9 protein-coding genes are annotated in these 16020 nt (G+C 48.8%); 6 read left to right on the top strand and 3 right to left on the bottom strand.

The features are described 5' to 3' along the window. Positions 1-296: 296 nt before the first annotated feature. Positions 297-5648 carry a PAS domain S-box protein gene (locus tag QUA23_RS26745; RefSeq protein WP_333073409.1) on the bottom strand — a complete coding sequence of 1784 codons (5352 nt, stop codon included), beginning with the start codon at positions 5646-5648 and terminating at the stop codon, positions 297-299. A gap of 182 nt (positions 5649-5830) precedes the next feature. On the opposite strand from QUA23_RS26745, the gene QUA23_RS26740 reads away from it, so the two are divergent. Together QUA23_RS26740 and QUA23_RS26735 are read left to right on the top strand one after the other, a co-directional pair. Beyond that, entirely contained in the window at positions 5831-6682 is an 852-nt protein-coding gene (locus QUA23_RS26740; protein WP_333073411.1) for a creatininase family protein, read from the top strand. A gap of 233 nt (positions 6683-6915) precedes the next feature. Continuing rightward, positions 6916-7671: a DUF561 domain-containing protein gene (locus QUA23_RS26735; protein ID WP_333073412.1), complete on the top strand. Its 756-nt coding sequence runs from the start codon at positions 6916-6918 to the stop codon at positions 7669-7671. 198 nt (positions 7672-7869) lie between these two features. On the opposite strand, the gene QUA23_RS26730 is transcribed toward QUA23_RS26735, so the two are convergent. After that, positions 7870-8547 carry a hypothetical protein gene (locus QUA23_RS26730; protein ID WP_333073414.1) on the bottom strand — a complete coding sequence of 226 codons (678 nt, stop codon included), beginning with the start codon at positions 8545-8547 and terminating at the stop codon, positions 7870-7872. Positions 8548-8627: 80 nt separating this feature from the next. Here QUA23_RS26730 and QUA23_RS26725 point away from each other — a divergent pair, with 80 nt between their 5' ends. The 3 genes from QUA23_RS26725 to dprA all read left to right on the top strand — a co-directional run bounded on the left by QUA23_RS26725 (position 8628) and on the right by dprA (position 11414). Further along, on the top strand, positions 8628-9275 hold the full coding sequence (locus QUA23_RS26725; RefSeq protein WP_333073415.1) for a DUF2301 domain-containing membrane protein: 648 nt from the start codon (positions 8628-8630) through the stop codon (positions 9273-9275). 153 nt (positions 9276-9428) lie between these two features. Continuing rightward, on the top strand, positions 9429-10082 hold the full coding sequence (locus QUA23_RS26720; protein ID WP_333073416.1) for a YdcF family protein: 654 nt from the start codon (positions 9429-9431) through the stop codon (positions 10080-10082). 180 nt (positions 10083-10262) lie between these two features. Next, positions 10263-11414, top strand: a complete 1152-nt coding sequence (gene dprA / locus QUA23_RS26715) for a DNA-processing protein DprA (RefSeq protein ID WP_333073418.1) — start codon at positions 10263-10265, stop codon at positions 11412-11414. Between the two features lie 263 nt (positions 11415-11677). Here dprA and QUA23_RS26710 read toward each other — a convergent pair whose 3' ends face one another. Further along, positions 11678-15724 (bottom strand): FG-GAP-like repeat-containing protein, encoded by a 4047-nt coding sequence (locus QUA23_RS26710; RefSeq protein ID WP_333073421.1) that lies wholly within the window; start codon positions 15722-15724, stop codon positions 11678-11680. On the opposite strand from QUA23_RS26710, the gene QUA23_RS26705 reads away from it, so the two are divergent. After that, a partial coding sequence (locus QUA23_RS26705; protein WP_333110595.1) for a hypothetical protein occupies positions 15699-16020 on the top strand: 322 nt, incomplete at its 3' end. The genes QUA23_RS26710 and QUA23_RS26705 overlap by 26 nt on opposite strands.

Here is a 16020-nt window from a genome sequence, read left to right as displayed (position 1 = left end):
GTGGGGGTTTTTTATTGAGAGGATGCGCGATCGAATGACGGTTAAATTGGTTACATCTGACATATTGCACCATTTTATTCATGAACAGGCTTTCGGGTCTGTTAATGAAAAAGTGAATCTTCTGGTGTGCCCTTGCTCCTAGCGAGTCAATACAATGCTGATTGAAAAAGGTGCAATATCTCAGATATAACCGAACTAGAAATTATTAACTTTCTCCTTTCTTCTTCCCTTTTTCCATCGCGTTCTTGGCGTTTTTGGGGTACTTTAAATAAAGGCTTTTCAGACACAAAAAGACCTTAAAAAATATTTTCGCCAGAACGATCGAGTAAATCCCAAATCGCCTGCACCAACTTCTCCGGGTCTAAAGGCTTAGAAATGTGCCGCTGGAACCCCGCAGCCAGGGCCTGCCGATAGTCAATCTCTCCAGCATAAGCCGTGAGGGCGATCGCCGGAACCAGTCCCCCTTTGTCGGGCGCCAGAGCCCGAACCTGTCGCATCAACATATAACCGTCAGTATCGGGCATTCCAATATCGCTCAACAGCAAATCCGGCACAGACTCAGTTAAAACCGCCAAGGCATCGGCGGCGTTAGCAACTGCTGTAACACTTGCCCCACAATCCTCAAGCACAAAAACCACTAAATCTAGCGCATCGGCCTCATCATCCACCGCTAACACGCTGATACCGCTCAAATTGAAGGATCGATCCGGCGCCGCAGTTCCCGCAGGACTTGTCGGAGATGGCACCGGCATCAGAGGTATCCTGACAGTCAAGGTTGCACCTTTTCCTTCGCCGGGACTGTCGGATTTCACCGTGCCGCCGTGGAGTTCGACGAGATAGCGGACGATCGCCAATCCTAAACCCAAACCGCCAAACTTGCGCGTCATCGAGCTGTCAGCTTGTCTGAAGTAGTCGAATACATAGGGCAGAAAATCAGGTTCGATACCTTTTCCCGTATCAGTTACAGTAATTTGGGCCTTGGTGTCCACCCGATCGAGAACGACTTCAATTTTGCCTCCCGGCGGGGTGAACTTGACGGCATTTGACAGCAAATTCCAGACTACCTGCTGAAGTTTGCCCGCATCGCCCAACACCGGGCCGAGATTCGGTGCAAATTGAGTGCTGATTTGAATCGACTTAACTTCGGCCGCCAGACGCACCGTTTCAATAGCAGCGCCGATCACCCCAACTAAATCTACAGGTGCAATATTCAAGCTGACCTTACCTTGCAGAATCCCCGACACATCGAGCAAATCTTCGATAAGCTGGGTTTGCAGTTTGGCATTGCGCTCGATCGTCTCTAAGGCATAACGCTGCTTTTCCGGTGTCAGAACGTTCGATCGCAGCAGCTTCGTCCAGCCCATAATCGGGTTTAAGGGAGTCCGCAATTCGTGGGACAAAACAGCCAAAAATTCGTCTTTGACGCGGTTAGCCTGTTCTGCTTCTTCGCGCGCTGCCTTTTCCCGTGCTAGAAGGCGTTCCCGTTCCGCTTCTGCAACTTTTCGATCGGTAATGTCAGTGTTAGTGCCACACCAGCGCAGCACCTTACCTTGCTCGTCGCGGATAGCCACGGCGCAAGAAAGAAACCAGCGGTACGATCCGTCTTTGCCGCGCAAGGGGAAAGTATCTTCCCAGAGTTCGCCTGTTTCAATGCAGCGCCTAAATTTTTCGACAACGCGATCGAGGTGTTCCGGGTGGTGTACCAGTTGCCAGCCCCAGCCTAGCATTTCTTCTAGCGTTGTGCCCGTGTACTCAAACCACCGCTGGTTATACCATAAACTCCCGCCAGTGGGATCTGTGATCCAGGCCAACTGAGCGATGTTGTCAGCTAGAGCGCGGAACCTAGCCTCGCTTTCGTGCAGCTCATGCAGTGCTCGCGCGTGCAGGATCACGGTCCAGAGGCGGGCCACCACTTCTTGCATCAGCCAAACTTCATCGGGCCGCCAGTGCCGAACCGCCTTTGATGTCACCACCAAAAGAGCCACCCAGCGCCCTTCCTGAAGGCAGGGAACATCGACCAAAGCGCGAATCGACACGGCACCGTAGTTATCGAATAAATGCGCTGTATGGGGGTGATTAGCGATATCTGAGATGACAAGTGTTTGACCTGCCATAGAGAGAGCTTTCAGTTCTGGGGTCTTAAAGTCGGAGATTTGATAGGTGCCAGCGGTGCTGGCAAGGTCGGACTGGTGCCAGTCTTGCCGGACAATTGCCCGATCGGCTTCTACATCGATTTCGTGCCATATGCAGCGATCGACTTTTAAATATTCTCCTAGACTTTTCATGGCTTCCCACAACATTTCTGCGGGGTTGATGCGCTGCCGCAAGCGGACTTCGAGATCCGAGAGAAACTGCTCGTTGAGTTGGGCTTGTTTGCGATCGTGAATATCGGTATTCGTGCCGATCCACTCGACAACCTCGCCCCCCGCGCCGCGAATTGGCACGGCGCGGGACAAATGCCAGCGTTCCATTTGGTCGGAGGCCCGCCGCAGGCGCAGCTCAACTTGATAAACTTCTCCGGTGATTAGACATTCTTCCCAGCGGGCCCAAGATTCTGCTAAATCCGAGGGCGGCACTAGGGATTCCCAATTGCTTTGAGCGGCTTCCTCGTAAGACATTCCCAGATATTCCAACCATTTTTGTTGATTGGTAAAACGAATTTCCCCGGCGGAATCTACGTTCCAAATCAGGTGGGGCAGCGACTCAGCCAGAAAGCGGAAGCGGCGGTCGCTTTCTGCTAAGCTTTCTTCGGCTCGTTTGCGATCGTCAATATCAATCCCGATTCCCGCCCATTGCACCACCTCTCCCTTCCTGTCTTTGACGGGCACAAGTCGCGCTAGATGCCAGCGGTAAGTACCATCAAACCTACGCACCCGACACTCAAATTCGTAGGCTTCCCCTGCTTCAATCGCCTGGGTGCGCGTAGCGACAACTGTTGGCAGATCATCAGGATGAAATAATTGCAGCACCGGTGCAGCCAGCGGCAATTCTGCTGGCCTGATGCCCGTGTAGCTTTGCCAGTGTTGGTTGCAAAACTCTAACCTGCCGTCGGCAGTGTTGATCCACATTAATTGCAGGACGCCATCGGCGAGGGTGCGGTAGCGATTTTCGCTTTGCCGGAGTGCTTCTTCTATTTGCCGGCGCTCGGTTTTGTCCTGCATAATTTTCAGGAAACCTTGCACCTCGCCGGCTGCGTCGCGCAGGGGCATCACCAGCCCGCTGCCCCAAAAGCGGCTGCCGTCTTTGCGGAGGTGCCAGCGCTCGTTTTTTGCCTTTCCCTGAGTCAGGGCGATGTGCCTTTCTGCTTCCGGCTTTCTAGCAGCAGAGTCTTCTGGGGTGAAGATGATTCGTCCGTCCTGCCCGACGATTTCAGCTTCGGTATAGCCCAGCAATCTCTGGGCGCCTGCGTTCCAACTGGTAACGTGTCCGTCGGTGTCGGTGGTGAAGATGGCGTAGTCTTTGGCGCTGTCGAGAATCAACTGCAGGTGGGTTTCACGATCGCGCAGTGCTGCTTCTGCTTGTTTGCGTTTGGTAATGTCGGTTGTGAAGCCGACAACTTTGGTCACTTCACCTTGCTGATTGCGGATCGAACAGGCGCGTTCCCAAACATCGATCCAGCGCCCGTCTTCGTGCCGGACTCGGTACTCGCTTTCGTAGCGCTCAACACTCAAGAGTTCTGCCGTCTCGGCTTGGATGCGCGCCAAATCGACGGGATGGATGCGTTCTCTCCACCACTCTGGTGTTGTCTGTGCATCTTCTGAGCGGACACCGACGAGCGAGTACAGCCCCTCGGAACGGTAAACTGAGTTGGCTGCCAAATCCCACTCAAACACAATGCCGTCGATCGCCCTTGTTGCTAATTGGAAACGGTTGTAGCTTTCTTGCAAGGCGAGTTCGGCCATTTTGCGAGCGGTAATTTCCTGTACCACGACATTCATCCCGACTATCTCCCCGCCCGTGTCTTGGAGCGGCCACCAATTCACCAGCCAAGTGCGCACAACACCGGGTTGAGCTTTGGTTTCACCGCTGATTTCACAATTCCGCATCGGTTCTCCGGTTTCGAGAAGGCGGCGGAACACAGCTTCGGCTGTATCTGCCAAGCCGGGGAATATTTCGCGCACCGTCCGGCCGATGTGCGTTTCCACGGACAAGCCGTTGATTTGGGCTAACCGTTGGTTGAGCCGCACGTACCGCAAATCTGTGTCTAAAACGGCCAAACCCACGGGAGTTGTTTGGTAGAGCGACTCTATCTCTAGAAGTTGACGGCGCACGGTTTGCTCGCTCTGGTGCAGGGCGAGTTCGGCTTTTTTGCGATCGGTAGCATCAAATAATACTCCGATAAACCGCACTGCTTCGCCTGCAGCGTCGTAGAGATAGCGCCCGAACGCGCTCAACCAGCGGATTTCTCCGTTGTCGGCGCGGATGATGCGGTATTCGGGGGAGTAGAGCGATCGCGTTTCCCGAGCTGTTTTGGCTGCTTGCATGACTTGCTTTAAGTCGTCTGGATGCACGCACTTTTGCCACAGAGCCGCGCTTGCTTCGCCGCCCGGTACCGGTTCGCAGCCCAAAATGCTGAAATGGGTCGCCGACCAAATTACTCGGTTTGTTCGCACGTCAAAATCCCAGGTTGCCATGCCTGAGCCTTCGATGGCGATGCTCAAACGTTCTTCGCTTTGTTTCAAGGCAATTTCAGTTTGTTTGCGATCGCTGATATCTGTCAGGGAACCTACGGCTCGCAGGGGATTGCCTGACTCGTCCCAAATTGCTCGCCCTCTGGCTAAAACCCATTTGTAGCGCCCGTCCCGACAGCGAACGCGGTACTCGCAGCAGTAATGTGAGGTTTCTCGATTTAAGTGCTGCTGCCAATTGCTTTGCATTATCTCCAAATCATCGGGATGAATGTAGCTCAAAAATTGGCTGAAGTTTTTGACTTCTTCGGGGCCGCGTTCCAAAATCTCTAAACAGCGATCGCTCAGGATCTGGCAATTGGTTTGCAGGTTGTGATCCCAAATCCCGTCGTTGTTGCCCTGCAAGGCTAGCTGCCAGCGTTCTTCGCTTTCTCGCAAAGCTTCTTTGGTTTGATTGGCGCGATCGATTTGTACGGCGGCAACGGCAAAGTCTGCTAGGGAGATGGCGATCCGCAAGTCTTCGGCATCGAATTGGCCCGAATCGTGAGATACAATCCATATTGCCCCCAGCGGTTGATTTTCTGCTTGCAGCGGCACGACTAACGCTTCGGCGATCGGCAATTCTAACTGTTGTAAGTCGGTAAAATATTGTTCGGGAGCGAAGTAAAGCTGGGGAGTTTGGCGATCGAAACCTGCTCCCGACAAACGCAATTTGCGGGGTGTGTTTCTATGTTCTGCTGCTTCCCACGCGCCCGCCAATGCCACCCACCGAAATATTTGTTCGGAACTGACATTTTCTTCTAGTAAGCAGACTCCGACACTTTCTGCGCCGCACAAATCTTTAGCAATCGCAACCAGTGTTTTGAGCAGCCTGTGGGGTGAGGTTGCCAATTGTCTAGCCAGCTTTTGCAGCGCTCGGTTTTCTGCTTTTTGATCGTGCGATCGAGGAATGCGGCGGGACAGTTCCTCGGCGATCGGAATATCGGTTAAATTAGTTTGTGGGGTTTGCCAAGCTTCCATCAATTAGTGGTCTCTATGTCTTTCGGTCTGAGCTGGCGAGCGTATATCAGCGCCCTCTTAAAGCATCTGCTATAAATTATAGCATTTACCTAGAGACAGAATTAGTTATCTATCTTGGTAATTGCTTTTTAGTTTTCAGGCTAGTTGATCGCCTTGGTTGCTTTTACTCTTGTTGCCACCTTATGCACAATTTTATTCCCGAATCGCGATTTTTTCCATATCTAACTTGGACAGAAATTCAGTCTATGCTGGATAAGGAAAATACTGTGATTATTCAGCCGCTAGGTGCGATCGAACAACACGGCCCCCATTTGCCTTTAATTGTAGATACGGCAATTAGCGCGGCAGTGACAGGCAAAGCGCTGGCAAAGTTAGAGACAAATATTCCCGCTTATGCTTTGCCGCCTTTGTACTATGGCAAGTCGAACGAACACTGCCATTTCCCCGGTACAATTATGCTCAGTGCTCAGACACTTTTATCAGTAATTGGCGAAATTGCTGACAGTATTTATCAGGCTGGATTTCGGAAATTAGTGTTACTCAATGGTCACGGCGGACAGCCGCAGGTGATGGAAATTGCAGCGCGGGACATTCATCAAAAATATCAGGATTTTTCGGTTTTTCCGCTGTTTGTGTGGCGGGTTCCGAATGTGGCTGCTGAATTATTGAGCGCGAAAGAGTTGGAGTTTGGGATTCACGCGGGCGATGCAGAAACGAGTTTGATGTTGTCAATTTTGCCGGATCAGGTAAAAATGGAACTTGCTGTTACTGAATATCCGAAAAATTTGCCGATCGACAGTTTGCTGAGTATGGAAGGAAATTTGCCTTTTGCTTGGCTGACGCGAGAGTTAACTGAAAGCGGTGTGTTGGGCGATGCGACGGTGGCAACGAAAGAAAAGGGTTCTCGGATTCTCGAATCTCTTTCGGACGGCTGGGCACAAGTTATCAAAGATGTTTACAAATTTCGACAGCCGGGAAGTTCGGCAACGAGAACTGTACAAGATGTAACGGATGTCAGTCCGATGGACGAATGAAGAGTGAAGAAGATCGATCGGGAAATGCAGTCACAACAATAGTTGCAGCAATTAAGAACGTTATAACTGTCTTGGCGGTTGCTATAAAAATAAAAAATACAGTCCTGGAGGCATAATCCACCTATGTAGGCTGCTTAGGTTGCACCTTACGGCTATTAAGAATTAAAAATCAAAAATTATTCTAATTTGTGTCAAAATGAGTCTAAGAAATTTTTTGAGTTGGAAAACAGACGATGAGTGTAAATTCTAAATTGCAGCGCGCATTTGAGCAAGGTCGCGCCCTGAAAATTATCAGCGGTTTAAATAATTTTGATGCCGCCAACGTTGCGGGTGTCGTCAAAGCAGCGGATCTCGGCGGTGCTTCCTTTGTAGATATTGCTGCCGATCGAGATTTGGTATTGATGGCAAAACAATTGACAAATTTGCCAATTTGTGTATCTGCTGTTGAACCAGAAAAGTTTGTGCCTGCGGTAGAAGCTGGCGCTGATTTGATTGAAATTGGCAACTTTGATGCTTTCTACGCAGTAGGCCGCCGCTTTGAAGCTGAGGAAGTTTTGCAGTTGACTCGCGAAACTCGATCGCTATTTCCGAACATCACTCTTTCTGTGACAGTTCCCCACATTTTGGCACTCGACAAACAAGTGCAATTAGCAATTGAATTAGTCAAAGCTGGCGCTAACATCATCCAAACCGAAGGTGGTACTAGCGCTCAACCAATTCACGCAGGCACCTTGGGATTAATTGAAAAAGCAGCGCCTACTTTGGCCGCAGCCTTTGAAATTTCCCGCGCCGTATCCGTCCCCGTACTCTGCGCTTCCGGTATCTCCAGCGTCACCGCACCCCTCGCTATTGGAGCGGGTGCTGCGGGTATTGGTGTCGGTTCTGCTGTCAGCCAACTTAATAGCGAAGTGGCGATGATTGCGGCTGTTCGCAGTTTGGTTGAAGCTTTGGCTTTGGTTTCGCGATCGCACTTTGCGGCTTCAATTTAATTAAGCAGGAAGTTCGGCAACGGATTCTGTAACGGATGTTAGGGTGTAACGGATGTTAGGGAGAAGAGAGAAGGAAGTTCGGCAACGGATTCTGTAACGGATGTTAGGAAGAAGGAAGATTTTTCCCATCCCCCACTCTCCCCTTCTCCCACTCTTCCCCTCTTCCCCTCCCCCACTTTTCCACTTTTCCACTCTTCCTTAATAATTGAGAAACCACACGGCATAATCATCTAATAACTGATTGTTGCGGGAGATTACATCAACTGATTCTAACTCGAATAAAGGCAACATAAACTTTTGGCGATCGCCGACGCGCTGCACTTCCACAAATATGCCTTCTTCCTGAATCACAAAATCCTCCAACCGATTAATGGTGAATCTATCAGTATAAGAAGGTTTAGTTTTTTTGAGCTTTGCATATTCTTTTTTGCTGCCATAACCCATTGTATATTCTTCTTCCCATTCAAACTCTTCTATGCCAGTAACGTGACAGGGAAGTTGAATATTTTGCTTGATGTACTCTAGATATTTGACTGAGTTTTTGAGAGTACAATCAATATTTTTAGAACCCAAAATTTTGCTGATTTTAGTTTCAAATTGCTTGGTATTAAATGGGATATTTTTGTCGATATGCGCTAACATTTCTGGATCGAACCCCGATCTCAATTCGGTTACTTCTGCCAGCAGGCGCTGGAAGTCGTCTAGCGGTTTCGGTCTTCTGCCTGCTACAATGGTTTCATCAAGCTGAACTGGAGGAAGTTCGGATTGCGAAGGAAGGGATTTGCTGTGATCGGGGCGATCGTCCAATTTAGATTTGTTAACTTTAGATTTGTTAACTTTAGGCTGGTTAAGTTTAGGCTTGTTAAATTTAGGCATCGCTCGGTCTCGCTGGATCGGTTTATCAATAAAGTATATCTTGGCAGAAGTACATTCGTGTCTAATAGGAGGAAGCTGTAATGCAACTACTGAAATCACCTGATGAATCGCCAGTCTATCAAGGACAATTCGGCGAATTTACAATTACTCAAAACGATCGCACGGGAGTGTTGATTTACCGCGCCGGATTGGGGGTGGCGGCGCTGTGTTTTGCGATCGGCACTACTCTGGTGTTGCAACAGGGCGACAACCCGATCGCAATCCAAGCTGTAACGCCTGTTTTTGCTTGTTTCTGGATAGCTTTAGGCGTCAGCTTGGCAACTATTCACATTTACATGATTGCGCTACACCGAACACTACAGGTGTTTTGGGCGATCGGCGGCGCGGCAGCATTGTTTGTAGCGTTACAAAGCAGCCAACCTCTAGCTTTAGCAGTGTACGAACATCCCGCCACGTTGTGGGGAATTGGCTTTACTTTTGCCGCCTTAAATGGTATTTATTTTAAGGAAGCGTTCTGCTTTAATCGCCTCGAAACCAAGTTTTTGACTCCCGGAGTTCCTCTTTTAATTTTAGGACATATTTTCGGCTTTTTGTCAGCCGAAAATGAACAGTTTTTGCTGGCTATTTGGGCGGCTTTGTTTATCATCTTTGCTGTACGCAAGTTTTTTCAACCGCTGCCGCAGGATATCGGGGATAAAAGCGTTTTTGAGTATCTGAAACACAAATAATTTGGGAATGAGGCATTGGGAATGGGGCATTGGGCATGGGGCCGAAGAGCAATTTGATCGCTCTCTCACTGTCCCACTATTTCCATTTTCCTAAAACCATTGGTATTGTAGCTTCTTCCATCTTCACATCAATTTTCTTCCTTATGCTCTATAATGAGAATTCGTTTAATTCGTCGTCGAGAAATCTGGGCAATTACTAGGGAAGGTTGGGTAATTGCAAGCGCGGGGTTGATAATTTTAATGCTCTTAATTATCACAAATATCCATCCGTTTTTGGCGGTAAATGCGCCGATTAAAGCAGATATATTGGTTGTCGAAGGCTGGTTGCCCGATTATGCCATCGAAAGTGCGATCGCCGAATTCAAAAAAGGCAAATACACCCAATTAATTACCACAGGGCTTCCTTTAAGTAAAGGCTACTATCTCGCTGAATATAAAAATTATGCCGCACTAACTGCCGCGACTTTTATTGCGCTAGGATTTGATAAAAACCAAGTAATAGCAGTACCAGCCGCGAGTGTTGTGAAACACCGCACTGCTGCTTCTGCGATCGCACTTCGAGATTGGTTTTCTACTTCAGATTTAAAAGTTAACTCAATTAATCTTTATTCGTTTGGCCCTCACGCCCGCCGAAGTTGGATTGTATTTAAAGAAGTGCTGAATCCTGAGATTAAAGTCGGAATTATAGCGGCGGAACCGCAAGATTACAATTCCCAAGAATGGTGGAAATCTAGCGAAGGTTTTCGGACAGTAATCGGAGAAATCATTGCTTATATTTATGCCCGTTTTGTAGATTGGAAAACCTAGCCAGTAATTGTCAACATCTATCTTAATTCCCTTCGCGTTCTTAGCGCCTTCCCGGTTCGTCAAAAAATATTTATATAGCACTTGTAAATCTGTGAAAAGACAGGACAAGGCAGTGCCGTTTCCTACCATAATTCAACCAAAAATGATAAAATCATTTTCAGATAAGTTGAGGGCAACTCGTTGTTAGAAGAACGCGCATACTGGTTAGCATGGTCACAAATTAACGGTATCGGGCCGATTTTGTTGCAAAGATTGCACCAAAATTTCAATAGTTTGGCGGAAGCTTGGACGGCAAAACCAGTAGATTTAATGCGAATCGAAGGGTTGGGGAAGCAGATAATTGAAACCATTGTGCAAGAACGCACTAAACTCAATCCCGAAGAATTTATTGAAAAACATCTTATAAAAAATCCCTGTTTTTGGACGCCCGCCGATCCAGATTATCCGCGCTTATTATTGGAAATTCCCAATCCGCCGCCAGTATTGTATTATCGTGGTTTAGTTGATGTAAAAGAGAATCAAGGAATTACGCCGACGGTGGCAATGGTTGGTACTCGCAGCCCTTCGGAATACGGCAGAAGGTGGACTCGCAAAATTAGTACGGCTTTGGCTAGAAGCGGTTTTACTGTGGTTTCGGGATTGGCTGCGGGCATTGATACAGAGGCACATACAGGCTGTTTGGAGGCGGGAGGAAGGACTTTTGCAGTGGTGGGGACGGGAGTAGATATTGTATATCCTAAACAAAATGAGAGGTTGTGCGATCGTATTTTGCAGCAGGGATTGGTAATTAGCGAATATCCAGCGGGTACTCAACCGAATAAAACTAATTTTCCCCGCCGAAATCGCATAATTGCTGGCTTAAGTCGCGCTACAATCGTGATAGAAGCTCCGCACAAATCGGGTGCTTTAATTACTGCTTATCAAGCGAATGATTTTTGCCGGGATGTGTATGTTTTGACGGGCAGATTGGATGATGAGCGTTCTTTTGGTTGTTTGGAGTTGCTGAGTAAAGGTGCTCATCCGATTCTGCCGAATAGCGATAGAATGTTAAGCGAAGACAGGTTGTTGGAAATGCTCGGAGCTATGCCCAAATTGGATAGAGCCGAGCAGTTGTCGCTATTTCCCCCAAATCCGACGGTTGAGAAGCAAGGGCCGCCGTTGGAGCCGGAATTGGCTCAGGTGTTAAGTGCGATCGCATCTGGGCCGATTTCTTTTGATGTAATTGTGGAAGCAGCGGGATTGGAAGCGGGAACAGTTTCTAGTATACTTTTGCAGTTGGAATTGTTGGGATTAGTTTCGCAGTTACCGGGAATGCGATATCAGCGATGCTGATTTGTAAGTAATACGGTTTAGGCCATTGGTGTCAACTTAACTCTAAAACCCTCTTTATCTCTCGTTTACCGCCGAGGCCAGATCCCCCTAAATCCCCCTTAAGAAGGGGGACGCGAGAGAAGATTCTTGTCACCCCCTTTTTTAAGGGGGGTTAGGGGGGATCAAGGCCTTGACAGTCAGCGGTTGAAACCGCATATATACAAACGAAGTCCGTCTCTAAGAGACTGAAGAATAATAAGGACTAAAGTCCTCATTACGAACCTTTAAATCAATCCGAAATTAACGGCACTAATATTGCTAGCCGAAACACCACTGAGAGAAGCTAAAATCTCCCCTGTTTGACCCAACCGGATTAAAGTTGCACCACTATCTTGAGCAATCGCCAATTGCGAGAAACTCAACCCGTTACCCAATACTAACAAGTCCTTACCGACTTCAAAATCAGTAATCGTATCAGTACCGGAATTGGTAGAGAGTAAGAACTTATCTACTCCCATTCCTCCTATCAAACTATCAATTCCCAAACCGCCCGTCAGCAAATCATCGCCCTTACCTCCGTAAAGAATATCATTACCATCATCGCCATTCACAATGTCAGCACCGCGGCCGGCAAGCAAGGCATCATCACCGCTACTTCCCAGGATTGTATCGCTACCTTTGCCACCGAAAATAGTGTCATTCCCCAGAACTCCATTGAGGGAATCATTGCCCCTCATCCCCATCAAGACATTATTCGCGCTGTCGCCAGTCAGGATATCGTCGCCATTTGTACCGAGAATCGCATTGGGAGAATTGCTGCCCAAATCTGCATCACCGCTGACAACAGGAGTGGCAATCCCAGTCGGCAATATTACAGCTTTAATTCTGCTATCTAAAGCAGTACCAGTATTGTCAGCAACTACCTGGGAAATTGGTTTATTTCCCGTACCAACTTCTTTGAAATCTTGAGTGGTGGGGCCCAAGGCTACTTGTTGGAGGCGGGCAAGTGATTCAGGAATTGATGTTGCTGTTGGGTTGGAGACAGCCGCATCAATGCGTTGATTGGCTGTTGCCATTACTGTCGCGGATTGCGAGGTAATTTGGCTGACTTGTTGAGAGTTGAAACTGGGATCTATTTGCTGGATTTTAGCTGCTGCTTGCTGAATGATTGGTTCTAAGGCTGCGGCATTGCTGAGGTTTAAGACTGTACCGGATTGAATTTGAGTCGTAATTGAACTGACAACAGCTTTGACAATATCGGTATTGACTGCACTGGAAGCACCGTCAATCAAAGCGCTGGTTTGGGTGATGAAGTTTTGGACTTTCACCATTGCGGATAAGACTTGGACTCCGCCTGGTTGATTGTTGTTGGTGGCTTCTATGGGGTCTAAGCTAGTTAGGTCAACATCGGCGGGGAGTCCAAGGGCTGCTTTGACTAAAGATTGGGCTTCTTCTGGTTCAATTCCTTTGTCGCTCAAGTCGGCGATTAAGGTGGTTAGGAGGGTGACGACACTCGCATCTGGGGGTGCGGTGACTGGTGTTTCTAGGGGTAAGCCGGTGGCGGTGTCAGTGCCTCCTGTGGCTACTAGATTGCCTTCTGATGGGTCGATTTCTCCGTTTTTGTTGGTGTCGAATGTCTCGAAGGGGATGTTGAGATTGAATTTACCGCCGGAATCGGTTGTGGTGGATGGTTCGTTGGTGTCTTTGACGCCGTTTTTATTGGCATCTAGGAAGAGAGTTGCACCGGAGATATAACCGTCAATGACTACGCCGGTGCTGCTAAATGTCAGCAACATACCCTGAGATGGACGTGTAAGGTCATTGTCGCTGACACTAAGACCCGCCCTGTCTGTTGCTGTTAACTTGATTGTTAACTGCTGCAGTTTAGGACTTGTGCCGCTGAGTGTGCGGGTATCTGGGTTGAAAGTGAGCCAACTTGGCAGGGGACTGCCGTCCATCAGAGTTGCTGTGTAGGTCAGTTGGTCGCCCGGATCGGGGTCAGTGAACGTGTTTTCTGGGAAGGTGTACTCGAACGTTGATGAACTGCTCGACTTGATGTACTGGTAATGCCACGGGGTTGTAGTCGGGCCGTAGTTGAGGACAGGAGGGTTGTTGGCAACTGTGGTAAAACTCCCTTCTTCGGCAAAGGGTGAACCGGCCCAAGCAGTGTCGATCGCCTGTACGCTCCAGTAATATGTCTTATCTGGAGACAAATCTTTGAGCTGCCACTCGGTGTTTTGGTTGGCATTGCCTAACCCTACAACTTGCCGAGTTCCGTCATTGAGAGACATCGGGGCGAGAATGTCACTGCCCCCTGGTGTCGTGCCAACTCGCAGATTGTAGCTTAAACCATCGGCAGGAGTTTGAGCATCAGTTGCTTTGTTCCAGTTGAAAGTGACATTTCGGCCATCCGGCTGGGCCGACAGCCCTGTGGGTGCAGTTGGGCGAGTGTTTGCGATCGCAGTATTGCTGCGGTACACTTGGTTGCCCAGCAAAATATCCAATTTGCCGTCGTTGTCGTAGTCTCCCCAAGCTCCAAAACCGGCGCCAGTCAGTCCAGCACTGATATCTTCGCTAAAGCCGCTGCCTGTGTTCCGGTAAACTTTGCTGTAGAACTTGTCTTCCAATTTGCTGTTGAGCAAAATATCCAATTTGCCGTCGTTGTCGTAGTCTCCCCAAGCAGCAAAACTACCACCGGGCAAGGCGACGGTCGTGTCTTCGCTAAAGCTGCTGTCTGTGTTCCGGTAAACTTTAGTGATGTTGCCAGAATCTGAATTACCTGCCAGCAAGATATCCAAATCGCCATCATTGTCATAGTCTGCCCAAGCAGCCGAACCATTAGAAACACCGGGCAAAGCGAAAGCTTCGCTAAACCCACTGCCAGTATTGCCAAACACCTTGGTTATTTTGCCGGAAAGACTATCGCCCGTTAGCAGGATATCGAGTTTGCCGTCCTTGTTATAGTCTCCCCATGCTGCTGAACCGTTGAGAACACCCGGGAGTTGGGCAGTAATATCTGGCGTAAAAACAAGATCGCTCTTCCCAGTATTGCGGTACAGTAAGCTTGCGTTTTCCAGGGCGCTAAACGTACCGTCTGCATTTTGGTTCGTGATACTTTGTTGGGTGGCATTCAGGAGATCGAGTTTGCCGTCGTTGTTGTAGTCTCCCCATGCTTGGGAACTATCAACGGAACTTCTCTGTTCCGAGTTGAATACATTCTCGTTTCTGCCAGTGTTGTCGTAGATTTTCAGATAGTTTGGTATGTCGTTCGTTTGATCCTGACTTTGCAATTGGTTTGTTTGTAAGGCAAAATTGAGCTTGCCGTCGTTGTTGTAGTCTCCCCAAGATGCGGTAGGAGCTAACTCCAAACCTGTGTTGCCACTTTCAGCAGTAAATGTACTGCCTGTGTTCCGGTACAGCCAAGTGCCCGTGAAGCTAAAACTGCTACCGAGTGTGCTAAGTAGCTGAGGAGCGCCCGAAGCGATAAAATCCAGTTTCCCATCACCGCTGTAGTCTCCCCAAGCGCTAATCGCTCCGCCGTCGAAATAATTCGACATTTCGGTATTGATTTTGTTGAAAGTGTAACTGCGTTCAAGATTAGTCACGCTGACATCTTGAGGATCGAGACCTGAGTACACAAAATTTGGAAAAAAGCCGCCACTGTCAGCAAAGTCGCTGCTTATAGCCGGGTCGAGGATTATTTTGTAGGGGCGATCGCCATCAGATTGATTATCGTTAATACCCTTGATTGTGACAATCTGAGCTATATCCCAATTATCAGGAGTGAACTTCAGCGTCGATACAGAAACAGTTCCTTCTGCTGTGTTGTCACTCCTTACTGGGATGACAACATCAGCCATAGGTTGGCGAGTGAGTACAACGCTGAAATTATCAGTGCCACCAACTTCTGTTGTAGTCAACCAGCTTGTTGGCCCAACGACAATCTGAGAAGGATATAGATTGTCAGAATTAACCCGCATATTGGTAAGACTGACATCAGCGGCGTCAATACCTGAGTAGTTTCTATCAGTGCTGAGCGCAGGGTCTGTGACGATCGTATAAGGTCGGTTAGCATCCATGCTGAAAGTACCCTCAGTGCCTGTTACCGTAACTTCTTGGGGAATATTCCAGTTGTCAGGTGTAAAGGTAACTCCTGAAGAGGAGAGACTACCTTCTGTTGGATTTTGAGGAGAAACATTCAAACCGATCAAAACTTCGCCCGTCGGCGGGCTGTTAAGTGCGAGGGTAAATTTGGCTTTGCCACCTGTTTTAGTGGTGATTAATCCGTTGGTGGGGGAGACGGTGATGCCTGGGTTAGCAGCAGCAGCCAAAGGAGTTTCGTTAGCTCCCGGGAAAGCGTTACCTAGCGGTGCTTCGTTACCTGTCCTCAAGTTAAATGTCGGAGATATCGGCGTCGGTATCGGCGTGACTGGTGTCGGCGGTACTGGATCGACTATCGGCGTCGGTATCGGCGTGACTGGTGTCGGCGGTACTGGATCGACTATCGGCGTCGGTATCGGCGTGACTGGTGTCGGCGGTACTGGATCGACTATCGGCGTCGGTATCGGCGTGACTGGTGTCGGCGGTACTGGATCGACTATCGGCGTCGGTATCGGCGTGACTGGTG

Origin of the sequence: Microcoleus sp. Pol1C5 (genome assembly GCF_036701115.1) — a bacterium.
Classification (GTDB): domain Bacteria; phylum Cyanobacteriota; class Cyanobacteriia; order Cyanobacteriales; family Microcoleaceae; genus Microcoleus.
The sequence above is the reverse complement of the archived record's forward strand: the minus strand, read 5'-3'. Positions and strand labels throughout refer to the sequence as shown.

Excerpts from the sequence above, each read along its gene's own strand:
- QUA23_RS26745 (WP_333073409.1), bottom strand. The coding sequence starts at position 5,648 with ATGGAAGCTTGGCAAACCCCACAAACTAATTTAACCGATATTCCGATC.
- QUA23_RS26740 (WP_333073411.1), top strand. The coding sequence starts at position 5,831 with ATGCACAATTTTATTCCCGAATCGCGATTTTTTCCATATCTAACTTGG.
- QUA23_RS26735 (WP_333073412.1), top strand. The coding sequence starts at position 6,916 with ATGAGTGTAAATTCTAAATTGCAGCGCGCATTTGAGCAAGGTCGCGCC.
- QUA23_RS26730 (WP_333073414.1), bottom strand. The coding sequence starts at position 8,547 with ATGCCTAAATTTAACAAGCCTAAACTTAACCAGCCTAAAGTTAACAAA.
- QUA23_RS26725 (WP_333073415.1), top strand. The coding sequence starts at position 8,628 with ATGCAACTACTGAAATCACCTGATGAATCGCCAGTCTATCAAGGACAA.
- QUA23_RS26720 (WP_333073416.1), top strand. The coding sequence starts at position 9,429 with ATGAGAATTCGTTTAATTCGTCGTCGAGAAATCTGGGCAATTACTAGG.